The sequence below is a fragment of the Syntrophales bacterium genome, assembly GCA_035363115.1.
Lineage (GTDB): Bacteria > Desulfobacterota > Syntrophia > Syntrophales > PHBD01 > PHBD01.
Genome location: DAOSEM010000003.1, coordinates 305,257 through 319,857, shown reverse-complemented (window position 1 = coordinate 319,857; position 14,601 = coordinate 305,257). Strand labels below are relative to the sequence as shown.

Annotated in this window: 13 protein-coding genes; 9 read left to right on the top strand and 4 right to left on the bottom strand. The window is 58.7% G+C overall.

All coding sequences use genetic code 11. The features are described from left to right. Positions 1–15: 15 nt before the first annotated feature. Genes PLO63_09340 through PLO63_09330 form a run of 3 tightly spaced genes read left to right on the top strand, consistent with a single transcriptional unit; the run spans position 16 to position 1,768 of the window. On the top strand, positions 16–783 hold the full coding sequence (locus PLO63_09340; protein HOI74337.1) for a thiamine pyrophosphate-dependent enzyme: 768 nt from the start codon (positions 16–18) through the stop codon (positions 781–783). Beyond that, on the top strand, positions 780–1,340 hold the full coding sequence (locus PLO63_09335; GenBank protein ID HOI74336.1) for a 2-oxoacid:acceptor oxidoreductase family protein: 561 nt from the start codon (positions 780–782) through the stop codon (positions 1,338–1,340). Before PLO63_09340 ends, PLO63_09335 begins: the two co-directional genes overlap by 4 nt. Next, positions 1,337–1,768: a hypothetical protein gene (locus PLO63_09330; protein HOI74335.1), complete on the top strand. Its 432-nt coding sequence runs from the start codon at positions 1,337–1,339 to the stop codon at positions 1,766–1,768. The genes PLO63_09335 and PLO63_09330 overlap by 4 nt, the downstream gene beginning before the upstream one ends. Positions 1,769–1,994: 226 nt before the next feature. Here PLO63_09330 and yihA read toward each other — a convergent pair whose 3' ends face one another. The 3 genes from yihA to PLO63_09315 are packed head-to-tail and all read right to left on the bottom strand — an operon-like array spanning position 1,995 to position 6,352. Then, a complete protein-coding gene (yihA, locus tag PLO63_09325) occupies positions 1,995–2,567 on the bottom strand; it encodes a ribosome biogenesis GTP-binding protein YihA/YsxC (protein HOI74334.1) in 573 nt (190 codons plus the stop codon). Between the two features lie 48 nt (positions 2,568–2,615). Continuing rightward, positions 2,616–4,007 (bottom strand): sigma-54 dependent transcriptional regulator, encoded by a 1,392-nt coding sequence (locus PLO63_09320; protein HOI74333.1) that lies wholly within the window; start codon positions 4,005–4,007, stop codon positions 2,616–2,618. A 23-nt stretch (positions 4,008–4,030) separates the two neighbouring features. Next, positions 4,031–6,352, bottom strand: coding sequence for a PAS domain S-box protein (locus PLO63_09315; GenBank protein ID HOI74332.1), 2,322 nt, complete (start codon positions 6,350–6,352; stop codon positions 4,031–4,033). A 293-nt stretch (positions 6,353–6,645) separates the two neighbouring features. Here PLO63_09315 and PLO63_09310 point away from each other — a divergent pair, with 293 nt between their 5' ends. Beyond that, complete coding sequence (locus PLO63_09310) at positions 6,646–7,059, top strand: peptide chain release factor-like protein (GenBank protein HOI74331.1); 414 nt, start codon at positions 6,646–6,648, stop codon at positions 7,057–7,059. Between the two features lie 83 nt (positions 7,060–7,142). Here the strand turns inward: PLO63_09310 and atpE are convergent, their stop codons facing one another. Next, complete coding sequence (gene atpE / locus PLO63_09305) at positions 7,143–7,514, bottom strand: ATP synthase F0 subunit C (GenBank protein ID HOI74330.1); 372 nt, start codon at positions 7,512–7,514, stop codon at positions 7,143–7,145. Between the two features lie 255 nt (positions 7,515–7,769). Between atpE and groES the strand changes: the two genes are divergently transcribed. The 5 genes from groES (at position 7,770) to PLO63_09280 (ending at position 14,600) form a co-directional block, all read left to right on the top strand. Next, positions 7,770–8,060, top strand: coding sequence for a co-chaperone GroES (gene groES, locus PLO63_09300; GenBank protein ID HOI74329.1), 291 nt, complete (start codon positions 7,770–7,772; stop codon positions 8,058–8,060). A gap of 26 nt (positions 8,061–8,086) precedes the next feature. Beyond that, positions 8,087–9,721: a chaperonin GroEL gene (groL, locus tag PLO63_09295; GenBank protein HOI74328.1), complete on the top strand. Its 1,635-nt coding sequence runs from the start codon at positions 8,087–8,089 to the stop codon at positions 9,719–9,721. 133 nt (positions 9,722–9,854) lie between these two features. Next, the gene (gene ileS, locus PLO63_09290; GenBank protein ID HOI74327.1) at positions 9,855–12,650 is read left to right on the top strand and encodes an isoleucine--tRNA ligase; all 2,796 of its coding nucleotides are present in this window, start codon (positions 9,855–9,857) and stop codon (positions 12,648–12,650) included. Positions 12,651–12,710: 60 nt separating this feature from the next. Next, positions 12,711–13,214, top strand: a complete 504-nt coding sequence (gene lspA, locus PLO63_09285; GenBank protein ID HOI74326.1) for a signal peptidase II — start codon at positions 12,711–12,713, stop codon at positions 13,212–13,214. Positions 13,215–13,235: 21 nt separating this feature from the next. Continuing rightward, entirely contained in the window at positions 13,236–14,600 is a 1,365-nt protein-coding gene (locus tag PLO63_09280) for a potassium transporter TrkG (protein ID HOI74325.1), read from the top strand. The last annotated feature ends 1 nt before the right edge of the window (position 14,601 follow it).

Here is a 14,601-nt window from a genome sequence, read left to right as displayed (position 1 = left end):
AGGATCCGACAAGTCATGAAAAAGATCTTCGGAAGACCCAGAAGCCTCAAAGCCGCCCCCTACCATTACTGTCCGGGGTGCGGGCACAGCATCGTCCATCGTCTGGTGGCCGAAGTCATCGACGAAATGGACATGCGCGGCAGTTCCATCGGCGTTCCCCCGGCGGGATGTGCCGTTCTGGCATACTTCTACTTTGATATCGACATGATCGAGGCTCCCCACGGCCGCGGACCGGCCCTGGCCACGGGGGTCAAGCGAGTCCTGCCGAAACACCTCGTCTTTTCGTACCAGGGCGACGGCGACCTCGCGGCCATCGGCACCGCCGAGAGCTTCCATGCCGCCAACCGGGGAGAAAACATCACCATCATTTTCATCAACAACGCGGTCTACGGGATGACGGGCGGCCAGATGGCCCCTACAACCATCCTCGGACAGAAGACCACGACGTCCCCCCCGGGCCGGACCCCGCTGCTGGACGGATACCCCGTACGGATCAGCGAGATCCTTGCCCAGCTCAGGGGGTCGGCCTACATAGAGCGCTGCGCCGTCAACAGTCCCGCCGCGGTCATGAAGACCAAACGGTCCATTCGGAAGGCCTTCCAGTATCAGATGGACAACCGCGGTTTCAGCATGGTGGAAATCCTCTCCCCCTGCCCCACGAACTGGAAGATGAGCGCCGTTGACGCCTGCAAGTGGATCGACGAGGTCATGACGAAGGAATTCCCCCTGGGTGTCCTCAAGGACATCGGCGCCAAAGAAGCCGGGAAGGAGAAGCAGTCATGAACGTCAAGACCATCTTCTCGGGTTTCGGCGGCCAGGGCGTACTCATGATGGGCTACAGCCTCGCCCATGGGGCCATGTCGCAAGGTTTTCACGTAACCTACCTGCCCGCCTATGGCGCCGAGATGCGAGGCGGAACGGCCAACTGTACGATCTCCCTGGGGGATGAGGAAATCGCCTCCCCCATCGCCTCGGAGCCGGATTACCTGGTCGTCATGAACGCGCCATCCCTTTACACGTTCCAGAACCGACTGGCCAAGGGCGGCATCCTGTTCCTGAACGCATCCATCATCGAGACCCGGCCGACCCGCCGGGACATCACCTTCTACGCCGTTCCCTGCGCGGAGATGGCGGAGGAAGTCGGCAACCCGAGGGCCGCCAATGTCGTCATGATGGGGGCTTTCCTGCAGAAGACGGGGATCATCCGGCCGGAGACATACATGAAGAGCCTGGAGACCATCATGGGAAGCAAGAAGAAGGCGATGCACGATTCGAACCGGAAAGCCTTTGATGCCGGGTTCCGCTTTCTCGAATCCGTCGACGGGGGGGCCGGCCGATGAAGATCGTCAACCAGATCTCGGTTCTGCTGGACAATGTCCCGGGAACGCTTCTGAAGCTCTCGAACATCCTGGACAACGAAGGCGTCAGCGCCAAGGCGCTGCTCACGGCCAGTACGGCCGAAAGCAGCATGGTCCGGCTGGTGGTGAACGAGCCGGAACGGGCCGCCGCCATCCTGACGACATTCGGGTACAATTATGAAGTAACGGCGGTTCTGGCGGCGGAGGTACCCGACCACCCGGGAGGAATGAACGCCATCCTCAAACCCCTGGCCGGCAGCGACGTCAACGTCCATTACCTCTATACGACCATCAACCGAATCGGCCGGGAGACCATTGTGATCCTGGGCGTGGACAAGATCGAAGAAGCGGCCCGAATCCTGAAGCAGAACTGGGTGCGCATCGTGGGCGAAGAGATATACTCCCTGTGACGGGACGCTGAAAAACGTCCGCTTCAACGCCCCGGCTCCACCCCGGTCGACACGGGAAACACACTACATACTTCCGCATCATAAAAAAGGGAACGATTCGGAATCCGTTCCCTTTTGTTCTTTGTGCCACGGCGTGGGGTTCGTCGCGGAACCCTCAGCATCGTTTCAGAAGGCAGGCCCGCCTTTTTCGCACCCCAAAGGGAAAATCCATTTTCTGCAGCAACGTTCAGAGCGCCCGCCGGCGGATTTCTCCCCACAGGGCGTTCTTGCCGGCTCCCGTCCGGGCTGAAACCATCGGGAGAGGATCCGCCCATCCAATCGCAGAGCGGATCAATCGCTCCCGCGCCAGCTGTTGTGTTCGCGAAAGGGTGTCGACTTTCGTCAGGACGACCAGCGTTGGATTCTTCATGAGAGCGAGCCACTCCAATAACGCCTGATCGTCGGGGGTGACGTCGCGGCGGATATCCAGCAGGAGAATAAGGAGTTTCAAGGGTCCCCTGTCCGTCAGGTACCCCTCGATCAGGGGACCCCAGTCCTCCCGAATGGACCGGGCGACCCGGGCGAAGCCATACCCGGGAAGGTCCGCAAACAGCAACTCGCTGTCGACGCGGAAAAACTGGATCGCCCTTGTCTTCCCGGGTGCCTTGCTCGTTCTGGCCAGGCCCCGGCGATTCAGAAGAGCGTTGATCAGGGATGATTTCCCGACATTGGAGCGGCCGGCAAATGCGATCTCGGGGAGCCCCTCCCGGGGGAACTGAGAAGGATCGGCGGCGGTTCCTGCAAAAACGGCCTGGGTCATTCTGAAAGACTTTCCAGTTTGGATCGGCCGGCTCTTGAGCCTCCCGAATCATTCCTTTTCAAAGTTGATGCCGTACTTCTCGAGCTTCCGCTCGAATGTGGGCCGGGAGATGCCGAGGCTTTCACAGATTTCCCCCTTGTTCCGGCCTCCGTCGGCCAGAATCCTCCGGATCTGGTCCTCCTCCAGTTCATCCAGGGTCATGATCTTCCCCGAAAAACTCCGGTACGGCAGCTTTGCTTTCTCCGCTTTTTCTCCGGGGCCCGCCCCGGCCTTCTCGTCCTCCAGGAGTTCCGGGAAATCGCTCTTTCCCAGGACCTGCCCCTTGGCAACAACCGCCGCCCGGACCAGCAGGTTTTCCAGCTCCCGGACGTTGCCGGGCCAGTCATACTTCATGAAGACGTCCATCATTTCCTCGGACACGCTCACGATTCGCTTGTGGAGGTCCACATTGATCTTCGCCAGGAGGTAGTCGACGAGGGAGGGGATATCCTCCCTGCGCTCTCGCAGGGCGGGAATACGGATCGACACGATGTTCAGCCGGTAATAGAGATCCTCCCGGAATTTCCCCTCCTCCACCAGGGTCTTCAGATCCCGGTTGGTCGCGGCGATGACCCGGGCGTGGACGGCCACCCGGTCCTTTCCCCCGACCCGCTCGAACTCCATCTCCTGAAGGACCCGGAGGAGCTTGGCCTGAAGATTGAGGGACATCTCGCTGATCTCGTCGAGGAAAACCGTTCCCTGCCTGGCCAACTCAAATTTCCCGAGTTTGCGCGTGAACGCGCCTGTGAAGGATCCCTTCTCGTGGCCGAAGAGCTCCGATTCCAGCAGGGTCTCGACGATGGCGGAACAGTTGATGGCGATATACGGTTCGTCGGGCGACGTATTGTTGTGTATGACCCGGGCGATCAGCTCCTTGCCGGTACCGCTCTCGCCCTGGACCATCACCGTGGTCTTGCTCTGGGAGACCACGCCGATGGTCTTGAAAATCTCCCTCATCAGCCGTCCCGCGCCGATGATGTCTCCCACCTTGAAGCGCCGGGAGGGCTCCATGAGGAGGCCGTCGATCTTCTTTTCCATCTCGTTGGTCTTGAGGGCCTTTTTGATGGCCACGTCCAGTTCGTCGACATTAACCGGCTTGTGGATGTAATCGAAGGCGCCGCCCTTCATGGCCTTGATGGTCGAGTCCATGTCGTGGTGGGCCGTGATCATGATGACTTTCACATTCTCGTTTTCTTCCCGGAGATCCTCCAGGACGGTGAAGCCGTCAATGTCCGGCAGACGGATGTCCAGGATCACCACATCGGTGGGACCCTCCACGTATCGGTTGAGACCGGACGTCCCGGTATTGGCCGTCACCACTTCATATCCCTCTTCCGAGAGGTACATCTCGAGGGTTTCACAGATGGATTCGTCGTCATCGATGACAAGAATCTTGGCCATTCCGTCGCTCCTCTGGATCCGGCTCAATTCCCGTTCCTCTCAACCGCAGCGCCGGCCGCTTTGCCGTTTCCCATGCCAAGCGGAAGCGTCACGATCACCCGGGTCCCCTCTCCCCTGCGGCTCCGGATCTCAATGTTTCCCCGATGAAGATCCACGATCTTCTTGACCTGTGTCAGCCCCAACCCCGTTCCGTAGCTTTTCCGGGTAAAAAAGGGATTGAACACATGCGGCATCGCTTCCTCATCGATCCCGCAGCCGTTGTCTTCCACCTCCACGACCAGCACGGGTTGTCCTTCCTCTGCCCGCATCATTGTGCTTACGACCAGCCTGCCGTCAGCCTCCATGGCATCGATTGCATTCCGGTACAGGTTTTGGAAAAGCTGCTCCAGCATGGCCCCATCGACGGCGGCGACGGGAACATCCTCGGCGAAGCGGTATTCGACCTGTATATTCTTGTCCGCCAGGGATTTTTCCACCATCTCCATGGCATTTTCCAGAACCCGGCGGATGTCGGTCATCCTCTTTCTCGGCTCCTCCGGGCGCGCGAAAATGAGCACGTCGTTCACCAGGTGTTCCAGGTGCTCCACTTCCCGCTGCGCGATTTTGAAGCGTTTGAGATCGTTTCCGGTAGGCTGCAGCCTCTTTTCGAGAATCTGCAGGCTCATCTTGATGGAAGAAAGGGGATTCCGGACTTCGTGGGCAATGCCGGCCGAAAGCTGGCCGACAGCCGCCAGTTTCTGGCTCTCGTAGAACTTCTCCTCCAGCTCCTTGAACTCCGTAATGTCCCGCTCGACCACCACGAGCCGTTCCGTTCCGCGGAGAGGACGTGCGGTGAGAAGAAGGTTCCGGCGGGTTCCGTCACTCAGGGCCACCTCCATTTCAAACGGTGTGAATACCCCTCTTTTGGCATCCTCGAACCGGGCCAGCAGATCGTCCCGATGTTCGGATCCCACAAAATCCGTGAAGTGCCGGCCCTTCATTTCTTCGGCTGTCAGTCCATTCATGAACTTCGGGATGCGGCTGATGAAGTTGACCGTTCCATCGGGTCCCAGATCAAAGAGGTTATCCGGAGAGCTTTCAACAATGGACCGCAGATAATTATGGACCGCTTCGATCTGATGGCGGAGGTTGACGTTCTCCGTGACCTCGTTCTCCAGGGTCTCGGCGTATTCTTTCATGTTGTTGGACATCTCCACTTCGCGGGTGACGTCCTGAAGCGTTTCGATGGCCGCGATGACCTGTCCCTTTTCGTCGAAGATCGGCGCCGCCAGGAAATACAGGTGGCGCGGCTTGCCGCCGAGATCCTCGTAGTAATCCCGGGCCTCGTAAGCGCCCTTGACCACGGTGGAGGGACGGACCATTTTTTTTGCGTAATAACGATCCAGCTCCGCAATATTGTTATCCACGATCAGGTCGGCAATGAGCGGACGCTTTTCCTTGTAAAACGGGAGGTACTGCTTGTCCGTCCCGATCATTTCATTGACACCGTAACCGCTCATTTCCGTCAGTGCACGATTCCAGAAGATGATTCGATGGGAGCGGTCGATAACGAACATCGGGATGGGTGAGCCCTCGATGACTCCCTCAACGGTTTTCTTTTCCCTGGCCAGCTGCTCCTGCGAATCCCTGAGGTGCTGTGCCATCTCCACTTCCGGGGTTACATCCTGAAGGGTCTCAATGGCGGCGATGATCTGGCCCTTCTCGTCAAAGATCGGCGCGGCAAGAAAATAGAGGTGCCGGGGCTTGCCTCCCAGATTGTTATAATAGTCTCTGGCTTCGTAGGCTCCCTCCACCTGTTTGGACGGCTGAACTTTCTTCGTGCCATAAAATTGCTCCAGTCCCGGCATATCCTGATCCACGATCAGGTCGGCAATCACCGGACGCTTCTGGTCCGGACCATAAAAAGGAATATACTGCTTGTCGGTTCCGATCATGTCGGCCTGCTCCAGGCCGGTCAGATCGGCACAGGCCTTGTTCCAGAGAATGATACGGTGGTTGCGGTCAATGACAAAGGTGGGAATGGGGGAACCCTCTATGATTCCCTCGACAGTCTTTTTCTCGCGGAGGAGGCGTTCCTCCCAGGCTTCCACTTCCTGAAGGCGGGCCAGTTCCTCACGAATGAACTTCCTTCGCCGGGCCATGTAAGCCAGGGTGACTCCGCCCGTGAACAGGACAAGGATCAGCCCCGCTGCGACAAGGGCGAAGGTCAGCTCCTGCCGGCTGAACGGTTCCGCCACCCCTTTACGCAGGGCATGATTCACCGTCAATGCCATGAGGACCAGGAAGAGCAGAAGGAAAAAGGTCGTCAGCCAGACGGGAAATTTGATATTGGGTCGCTGAAGCATCCGGTTATCGGGCTTTCCCATGACGGCATACAGAGCGATCGGGTCCTGACGGGCCAGCTTGTCATCCGCTGGTCCCGACGGATGCAAACTCCAACAGTGTCGGCATACTACAGGGGGGCCTCCAAAAATTCAACCGAAAATGCTACAGGATTTCAGGACATCTGCCCCTTTCCAAGCCAGGGGAGAATGCCCCGGGGCGTCCCCCGGACACATGTCAAAGAAAGGGCGAGCCGCCGCGAGCGGATGCCCTCTGTATGGATTCCGCTGCAATCCGAAAGAGGAGAACTGTGATCATGCCCATACGCCGTGAAAAATATCAGGAACTGACCGAGCGGATGGCCAGTCTCGGAGTTTCGGAAAGCGATTTCCGGGAGCACTTCACCCGCTCTTCGGGTCCCGGAGGGCAAAAGACCAATAAGACTGCCACCTGCGTACACCTCGTTCATGTTCCCACCGGCCTGTCCGTGAAGTGCCAGGAGGAGCGCTCCCAGGCACTGAACCGTTTTCTCGCCCGGCGGATTCTGCTGGACCGGATCGAGAACCGGCAGAAGGGGATCTTAAGTGAAGAGAGACGGAGGTGGGAAAGAATCCGTCGGCAGAAGCGACGCCGGTCGCAGCGTGCCAAGGAGAGAATGTTGCAGGATAAGCACCACCAGTCCGAGAAAAAGCGCCTCCGCTCGTCCGCGCCAGATGACGAACGCCGTTAAGGGCAAAAAAAAACGGGAGCAAGGAGCATTATTTGCGGCGCTCCTTCTCCCGTTTTTTCTATGATAACAGGATCGCTCTTGCTCTATGCAATGAGCTTCAGCAGCGGATTCGCATAAAGCAGAATCAGCGCGATAACCAGGGCGTAAATAGCCAGCGATTCGATCATGGCCAGACCAACCATCATGGTGAGGAGGATCTTGCCCTGGGCTTCGGGGTTACGACCAACGGCGCTCGTGGCTCCGCCAAGACCATGTCCCATACCGGTTCCGGTTCCGTTTGCCGCGATTCCAACACCAAGGCCGGCCGCCAGCACGCTGCAACCGATAATGATGGCCTTCGTGTAGTTCACCGCCGCTCCCGGAGCCGCCGCTTCCGCCGCCATGGCCAACGGAGCCCACAGCAACACGATCAACAAACCAGCAGCTGCATACACCATCCTTTTTTTCCTCATCATCTACCTCCTTGAAGGATTTTCCCGTCCCGTCGAAGCGCCGCCAATCCTTATCTGGTGAAGCTTCGCGGCCGAGTGCCACATTCCTAGCCCCCGTTGACAAAAATGTCAAGCCATATTTCCGCGCCGACACGGGAAAAACTTGCCCACCTGACTTGACAGGGGAAAATTGATGTTTAATATATCCGCGAATTACTACATCCTGTCAGAAATTCTTGTAAAAATAAGAGATTAACCAAAGAAAGGAGAGGTTGGAGAATGAAGATCAGGCCGCTTCAAGATCGGGTCATCGTCGAGAGGGTGGACGAGGAGCAGAAGACCAAGGGAGGCATCATCATCCCCGACACCGCCAAAGAAAAGCCGATGGAAGGCAAGGTCGTAGCCGTGGGAAAAGGCCGCACCGCGGAGGATGGAAAGCTGATCAAGCTGGATGTCAAGGCCGGTGACCGAATCCTCTTCAGCAAGTACGCCGGTACGGAAGTCAAGGTGGAAGGCAAGGAATACCTCATTATGCGAGAGGATGACATTCTGGGAGTCATTGAAAAGTAAATAAAGGTCAGAAGGAGGAGGATAGAATGGGATCAAAAGTTTTACAGTACGACGAGGAGGCCAGGAAGTCGATCCTCAAGGGTGTCAATACCCTGGCCGATGCCGTAAAGGTCACACTGGGACCCAAGGGAAGAAACGTAATTCTGGATAAATCATTCGGTGCCCCAACCGTGACAAAGGACGGCGTTACCGTAGCCAAGGAAATCGAGTTGGAAGACAAATTCGAGAACATGGGCGCCCAGATGGTCCGCGAGGTTGCCAGCAAGACCAGCGACGTTGCCGGAGACGGGACGACGACCGCCACCATCCTGGCTCAGGCCATTTACCGTGAAGGCGCAAAAACCGTAGCCGCCGGAAGCAATCCGATGGACCTCAAGCGGGGAATCGACAAGGCCGTGGAAACCGTGGTCGGCGAACTGAAGAAACTCAGCAAACCCACGAAAGATCAAAAGGAAATCGCCCAGGTGGGAACGATCTCCGCCAATAACGATGCGGGGATCGGAAACATCATTGCCGAGGCCATGAGCAAGGTCGGCAAGGAAGGTGTTATCACCGTGGAAGAGGCGAAAGGTCTTGAGACGGAGTTGGAGATCGTGGAAGGCATGCAGTTCGACCGCGGCTATATCTCCCCCTATTTCGTAACCAATCCCGAAAAAATGGAAGTGGTCCTCGAAGATGCCTTCATCCTCATCAACGAGAAGAAGATCAGCGGCATGAAGGACCTACTCCCCATCCTCGAACAGATCGCCAAGATGGGACGACCCCTCCTGATCATCGCCGAGGATATTGAGGGCGAAGCACTGGCTACACTGGTGGTGAACAAGATCCGCGGAACCCTCCATGTGGCCGCAGTCAAGGCACCAGGCTTCGGCGACCGGCGAAAGGCCATGCTCGAAGACATCGCCATCCTCACCGGTGGAAAGATGCTCTCCGAAGACCTCGGCTCCAAGCTTGAGAACGCCCGGGTTGAGGACCTCGGACGGGCCAAGAAGATCATCATCGACAAGGACAACACAACGGTCATCGATGGGGCGGGAGACCGCAAGTCCCTCGAGGGTCGGGTGAAACAGATCCGCGCACAGGTTGAAGAAACCACTTCCGATTACGACCGCGAAAAACTCCAGGAACGCCTGGCGAAGCTCGTCGGCGGGGTGGCCGTGATCCGCGTAGGCGCCGCCACGGAGACCGAAATGAAGGAAAAGAAGGCCCGCGTCGAAGACGCCCTGAACGCGACCCGTGCGGCGGTTGAGGAAGGCATCGTCCCCGGAGGCGGTGTGGCTTATGTCCGCTGCGTCCAGGCCTTGGACAAGCTGAAACTTACCGGGGACCAGCAGATCGGCATCAACATTGTCAAGAAGTCCCTGGAGGAGCCTCTCAAGATGATTGCCTCCAATGCCGGGTGGGAAGGCTCCATCGTGGTGGAAAAGGTCAAGGAAAAGAAGGGAGCCTTCGGGTTCAACGCGGCCAACGAAAAATTCGAGGACATGATCCAGGCCGGCGTCATCGATCCCACCAAGGTCACCCGTTTCGCCCTCCAGAATGCCGCCTCCGTGGCGTCCCTGATGCTGACGACCCAGTGCATGATCGCGGACAAGCCGGAAGAGAAGGGTGCGGGAATGCCCCCCATGCCCGGCGGAGGATATCCCGGCATGGGCATGTAAGAAATCTGCAGCAAACCGAACCGTTCCCTCTGAAGGGCTCCCGGCCGACCGCCGGGGGCCCTTTCTTATTCTTGAAAATCCATACCTTTCTGTGGTAGGCGTCATCGGACATAAAACCCTGAAACAGGAGCAGATGATGGACTACAAGGGCAGCCTGAACCTACCGAAGACGGATTTCCCGATGAAGGCCAACCTGGCGCAGCGGGAACCTGAAATGCTGCGTGCCTGGGACGAAGCGGATATCTACGGCAAAATCCGCGATGTCTCCAAGGGACGGCCGGCATACATCCTCCACGACGGGCCTCCCTATGCGAACGGGAACATCCATCTTGGAACCGCGCTCAACAAGATCATCAAGGACATGGTCATCAAGTCAAGGAACATGTCGGGATTCGACAGCATTTACGTACCCGGCTGGGACTGTCACGGTCTGCCCATCGAACACCAGGTCGACAAGGAACTGGGTGAGAAGCGCTACGAAATGTCCCAGGCGGACAAACGGAGATTCTGCCGGGCCTATGCAGAGAAGTTCGTGGACATCCAGCGGCAGCAGTTCAAGCGGCTAGGGGTCTTCGGCGATTGGCCGAATCCCTACCTGACCATGACCTATGACTACGAAGCCATAACGGTTGCCGAATTCGGGAAGCTCTGGCTGGGCGGAAGCGTCTACAAGGGAAAGAAACCGGTTTACTGGTGCGCTTCCTGCAAAACGGCACTCGCCGAGGCCGAAGTGGAGTACGGCGACCATACAACGCCCTCCATCTATGTAAAGTTCCCCATGATTTCCGACATCAGCGCGGTTCGGCCCGCCCTGAAGGGCGAAAAGGTCAGTGTTGTTATCTGGACGACCACTCCCTGGACGATTCCCGCCAACCTGGCCATCGCCTTTCACGAAGAGTTCCTCTACGTTGCGGTCAAGATCGAGAATGAAGTCCTGATCCTGGCCAAAGACCTCCTGGACTACTGCCTGGATGCTTTCGGCTGGAAGGGAAAGCCCTATGAGATCCTGGACGAGTTTCCCGGCCGGGAAATGGAAGGGCTCAAGTGCCGCCATCCTCTCATCGATCGCGAGAGCCTTCTCATCCTCGCCCCCTTCGTTACCCTGGAAGCGGGGACCGGATGCGTCCACATCGCCCCGGGACACGGACAGGAAGACTATGAGATCGGAATGGAATACGGGCTGGACAACTATGCCCCCGTGGACGAGGACGGCAAGTTTACCCCCGACGTGGCAGACTTTGCCGGCCAGTTCGTCTTCGACGCCAACGGCCCGGTCAACGAGAAGCTGCGGGAGAAGGGCGCCCTCCTCGGCCTGGTGGACATCGAGCATTCCTATCCCCACTGCTGGCGCTGCAAACAGCCCATCATCTTCCGGTCCACGGAGCAGTGGTTCATCTCCATGGAGCGCAACGACCTGCGGAAGAAAACCCTGGAAGCCATCGACACAGTGCGCTGGATCCCCTCCTGGGGACGGGACCGGATCTACGGCATGGTCGAGAACCGCCCGGACTGGTGCATCTCCCGCCAGCGCCTGTGGGGAGTGCCGATCACAATTTTCTACTGCACGGCGTGCCAGAATGAATTCCTGACGAAGGAGATGCTGGATCACGTTGTCTCCCTCGTCCGCCAATACGGGGCGGACGTCTGGTACGAGCGGGAGGCCAAGGATCTGATGCCGTCCGGGACGGTCTGCCCCCACTGCCAGGGAACCGAATTCCGCAAGGAGACCAACATCCTGGATGTCTGGTTCGACTCCGGAGTCAGCCATGCCGCGGTTCTGGAAACATGGTCGAACCTTCACTCCCCCGCGGACATGTACCTGGAAGGAAGCGACCAGCACCGGGGCTGGTTCCACTCGTCCCTGCTGGAATCCGTCGGAAGCAGGAACCGGGCTCCCTACCGGAACGTCCTGACCCATGGATTCGTCGTCGACGGAGAGGGTAAGAAAATGTCCAAGTCCGTCGGCAACGTCGTGGATCCCCAGGACATCATCGACAAATACGGCGCCGAAATCCTCCGCCTGTGGGTGGCCGCCGAGGACTACACGGTGGATATCCGGATCTCTGAAGAGATTCTCAAGCGCCTCGTCGAGGCCTACCGGCGTATCCGCAACACGAGCCGGTTCATCCTCGGAAACCTTTACGATTTCGACCGCCGGAAAGATTCGGTCGCTTACGACGACATGGAGGAAATGGACCGCTGGGCCCTCCATCGCCTCCAGGAGATCACACAGAGGGTCGTGGACGCATACGAAAACTTCCAGTTCCACGTCGCCTTTTACACCCTGCACAACTTCTGTACGGTGGACTTGAGTGCCCTGTACCTGGATGTCCTGAAGGACCGCTTCTACACATCCAGGGCGGCGTCCCGGGAGCGCCGCTCCGCCCAGACGGCCGTCACGATCATTCTTGACGCCATGGCCCGCCTGCTGGCTCCGATCATGACGTTCACTGCGGAAGAGATCTGGTCCGCCCTGCCGGCCTGGGACGGAAAGGCCGCCAGCGTCCACCTGACGGATTTCCCGAAGGCCGACCCGGCGCTCCTGAAAGCGGAGCTCGGAGAGCAGTGGAAAGCCTTGATCACCCTGAAGGGCGAAATCGCCAAGGCCCTGGAGCTGGCCAGAAAGGAAAAAACGATCGGCCACTCCCTCGATGCCCGGGTCCGGATTGCTCCTCCGGAAGGACACCGGTCCCTCCTGGCGTCGCACCTGGAGGATCTGCGGGCGCTCCTAATTGTCTCCCAGATCGAGCTGAGCGAGCGGAACGCCCTTGAGAACCCTTACGAAAGCCAGGAAATCGAGGGGCTGGCGGTTGGCGTGGTCCGTGCTACGGGAAACAAATGCCAGCGCTGCTGGAACTACAGCGACACGGTGGGAACGGCCGCCGCTCACCCTGACCTGTGTGATCGCTGCCTGAGCAACCTGCCGTAGAAACGGAACGGTCTCTCAAGGGATCCGGGAACGTTTCCCCGCAGGCCGAAGGCAACGGACATGACGACTCTAAGGAAACAGGCGCCTCTTCTGGCGATCGTGATTCTGGTGGTACTGGCCGACCAGGTCACCAAGGCATGGGTGACCACCGCCATGAACCTTCACGAGTCCATCCAGGTCATTCCCGGCCTGTTCAGCATCACCTACGTTCGCAACCCCGGGGCGGCCTTCGGTTTCCTGGCCGGGGCGTCGCCGCTGGTCCGTCTCACTTTCTTCATCGCGGTGACCCTCCTCGCCATCGGCCTGATCCTGTACTCCCTCTTCAAGGACCGGTTCATCCAGGCATCCTGGAGAATCCCCCTGGTCCTCATCCTGTCCGGGGCACTGGGCAACCTGGCCGACCGGGTCCGCTTCGGGGAGGTCATCGACTTCCTGGATTTCTATATCGGATCGGCGCACTGGCCTGCCTTCAATGTGGCCGATTCCGCCATTACGGTGGGAGCCGTCCTGCTCACGATCCTTGCCTTCCGGGGTGAAAAGGACGTCCTCGAGGCAGGTTCCTGATTCCCGAAGGGATCTACAGCCATGTCCTTCAGGCCGGCACTGTTTCTCTCCAGGCTCCTGTCATCGGCAAGGCTGTTCATCCTGAGCTTTGCGCTTCTGATCCTGGCGGGCGCACTGTTCCTGTGGCACCCCGTCTGCGCCGCGAAGACCCCGCTCTCTTTCGTCGATGCCCTGTTCATGTCGGCTTCCGCCGTCTGCGTCACGGGGCTGGCCACCGTCGACATCGGACGGGATCTCTCTCTGACCGGCCAGATCGTGACGCTGGTCCTCTTTCAGCTCGGAGGGCTGGGCATCATCACGTTCTCCACCGTTCTTCTCGGTATCGTGGGCCTGGGAGTCCCCTTCAAGGGGCGGGAAATCATCCAGTCCACCTTTCTCCACACGCCGCGCCGCGATTTCCTGATGATTGCGAAGTGGGTCCTTCTGTACACCCTCGTGATCGAGAGCGCCGGAGCGGTGCTGCTCTTTCTCCGCTTCATCCGGGAACAGCCCGCCGGGCAGGCGGCCTACTCGGCGATCTACCACGCCGTATCGGCCTTCAACAACTGCGGCTACACCCTGTTCACGGACAGCCTTGTCCGGTACCAGGGGGACTGGCTGGTGAATGCCACCGTCATGGCCCTCATCGTCCTGGGCGGGATCGGATTCATCGTCCAGTACGAGATCTTCACGAAATTCCGGGGGCGGCAGCAGCGCCTGTCGGTGCACACCCGGATCGTCCTGTTGACGACCTCCATCCTGATCGTCGCCGGGGCCCTGTTTTTCTACCTCTTCGAATTCAGCCACGTACTGAAGGGCATGCCGGTGGACGAGCAGTTCCTGGTCGCCGTTTTCCAGTCCGTGACGACCCGGACGGCGGGATTCAACACGGTGGATATCGGTCAACTGACCAACGGAACGATTCTCGTCATGATGATCCTGATGTTCATCGGGGCATCCCCGGGATCGACCGGCGGAGGGGTCAAGACCACCAGCTTCGCCCTGCTGATGCTCATGATCTGGAACCGGATGAAGGGATTCGATGCGGTCAGCATCTACAACCGGACCATGCCGGCGGAGATCCTCACCAAGACAATCCTGATCATTTTCGCCTCGGCTTTCTCGGTCTGCCTCATTACCTCGTTTCTCCTGCTGGTGGGGTCCAATCCGGGACAGGACCCCGCACTGACCCGCCATTTCTTTGTCGAATACAGTTTTGAAACCGTCTCCGCATTCGGGACCGTGGGGCTGTCCATGGGCATCACGTCGAAGCTGAGCGACCTTCAGAAACTGGCCATTGTCTTCATGATGTTTGCCGGCCGGCTGGGGCCCCTCACCCTGGCCTTCTCCTGGAGCCGGACGAAACGGGGAGTGACCTATGCGGAAGAATCCGTCATGGTTGGATAAG

Excerpts from the sequence above, each read along its gene's own strand:
- PLO63_09315 (HOI74332.1), bottom strand. The coding sequence starts at position 6,352 with ATGCTTCAGCGACCCAATATCAAATTTCCCGTCTGGCTGACGACCTTT.
- lspA (HOI74326.1), top strand. The coding sequence starts at position 12,711 with ATGACGACTCTAAGGAAACAGGCGCCTCTTCTGGCGATCGTGATTCTG.
- PLO63_09335 (HOI74336.1), top strand. The coding sequence starts at position 780 with ATGAACGTCAAGACCATCTTCTCGGGTTTCGGCGGCCAGGGCGTACTC.
- PLO63_09330 (HOI74335.1), top strand. The coding sequence starts at position 1,337 with ATGAAGATCGTCAACCAGATCTCGGTTCTGCTGGACAATGTCCCGGGA.
- PLO63_09280 (HOI74325.1), top strand. The coding sequence starts at position 13,236 with ATGTCCTTCAGGCCGGCACTGTTTCTCTCCAGGCTCCTGTCATCGGCA.
- groL (HOI74328.1), top strand. The coding sequence starts at position 8,087 with ATGGGATCAAAAGTTTTACAGTACGACGAGGAGGCCAGGAAGTCGATC.
- PLO63_09340 (HOI74337.1), top strand. The coding sequence starts at position 16 with ATGAAAAAGATCTTCGGAAGACCCAGAAGCCTCAAAGCCGCCCCCTAC.
- yihA (HOI74334.1), bottom strand. The coding sequence starts at position 2,567 with ATGACCCAGGCCGTTTTTGCAGGAACCGCCGCCGATCCTTCTCAGTTC.
- ileS (HOI74327.1), top strand. The coding sequence starts at position 9,855 with ATGATGGACTACAAGGGCAGCCTGAACCTACCGAAGACGGATTTCCCG.
- PLO63_09310 (HOI74331.1), top strand. The coding sequence starts at position 6,646 with ATGCCCATACGCCGTGAAAAATATCAGGAACTGACCGAGCGGATGGCC.
- groES (HOI74329.1), top strand. The coding sequence starts at position 7,770 with ATGAAGATCAGGCCGCTTCAAGATCGGGTCATCGTCGAGAGGGTGGAC.
- atpE (HOI74330.1), bottom strand. The coding sequence starts at position 7,514 with ATGATGAGGAAAAAAAGGATGGTGTATGCAGCTGCTGGTTTGTTGATC.
- PLO63_09320 (HOI74333.1), bottom strand. The coding sequence starts at position 4,007 with ATGGCCAAGATTCTTGTCATCGATGACGACGAATCCATCTGTGAAACC.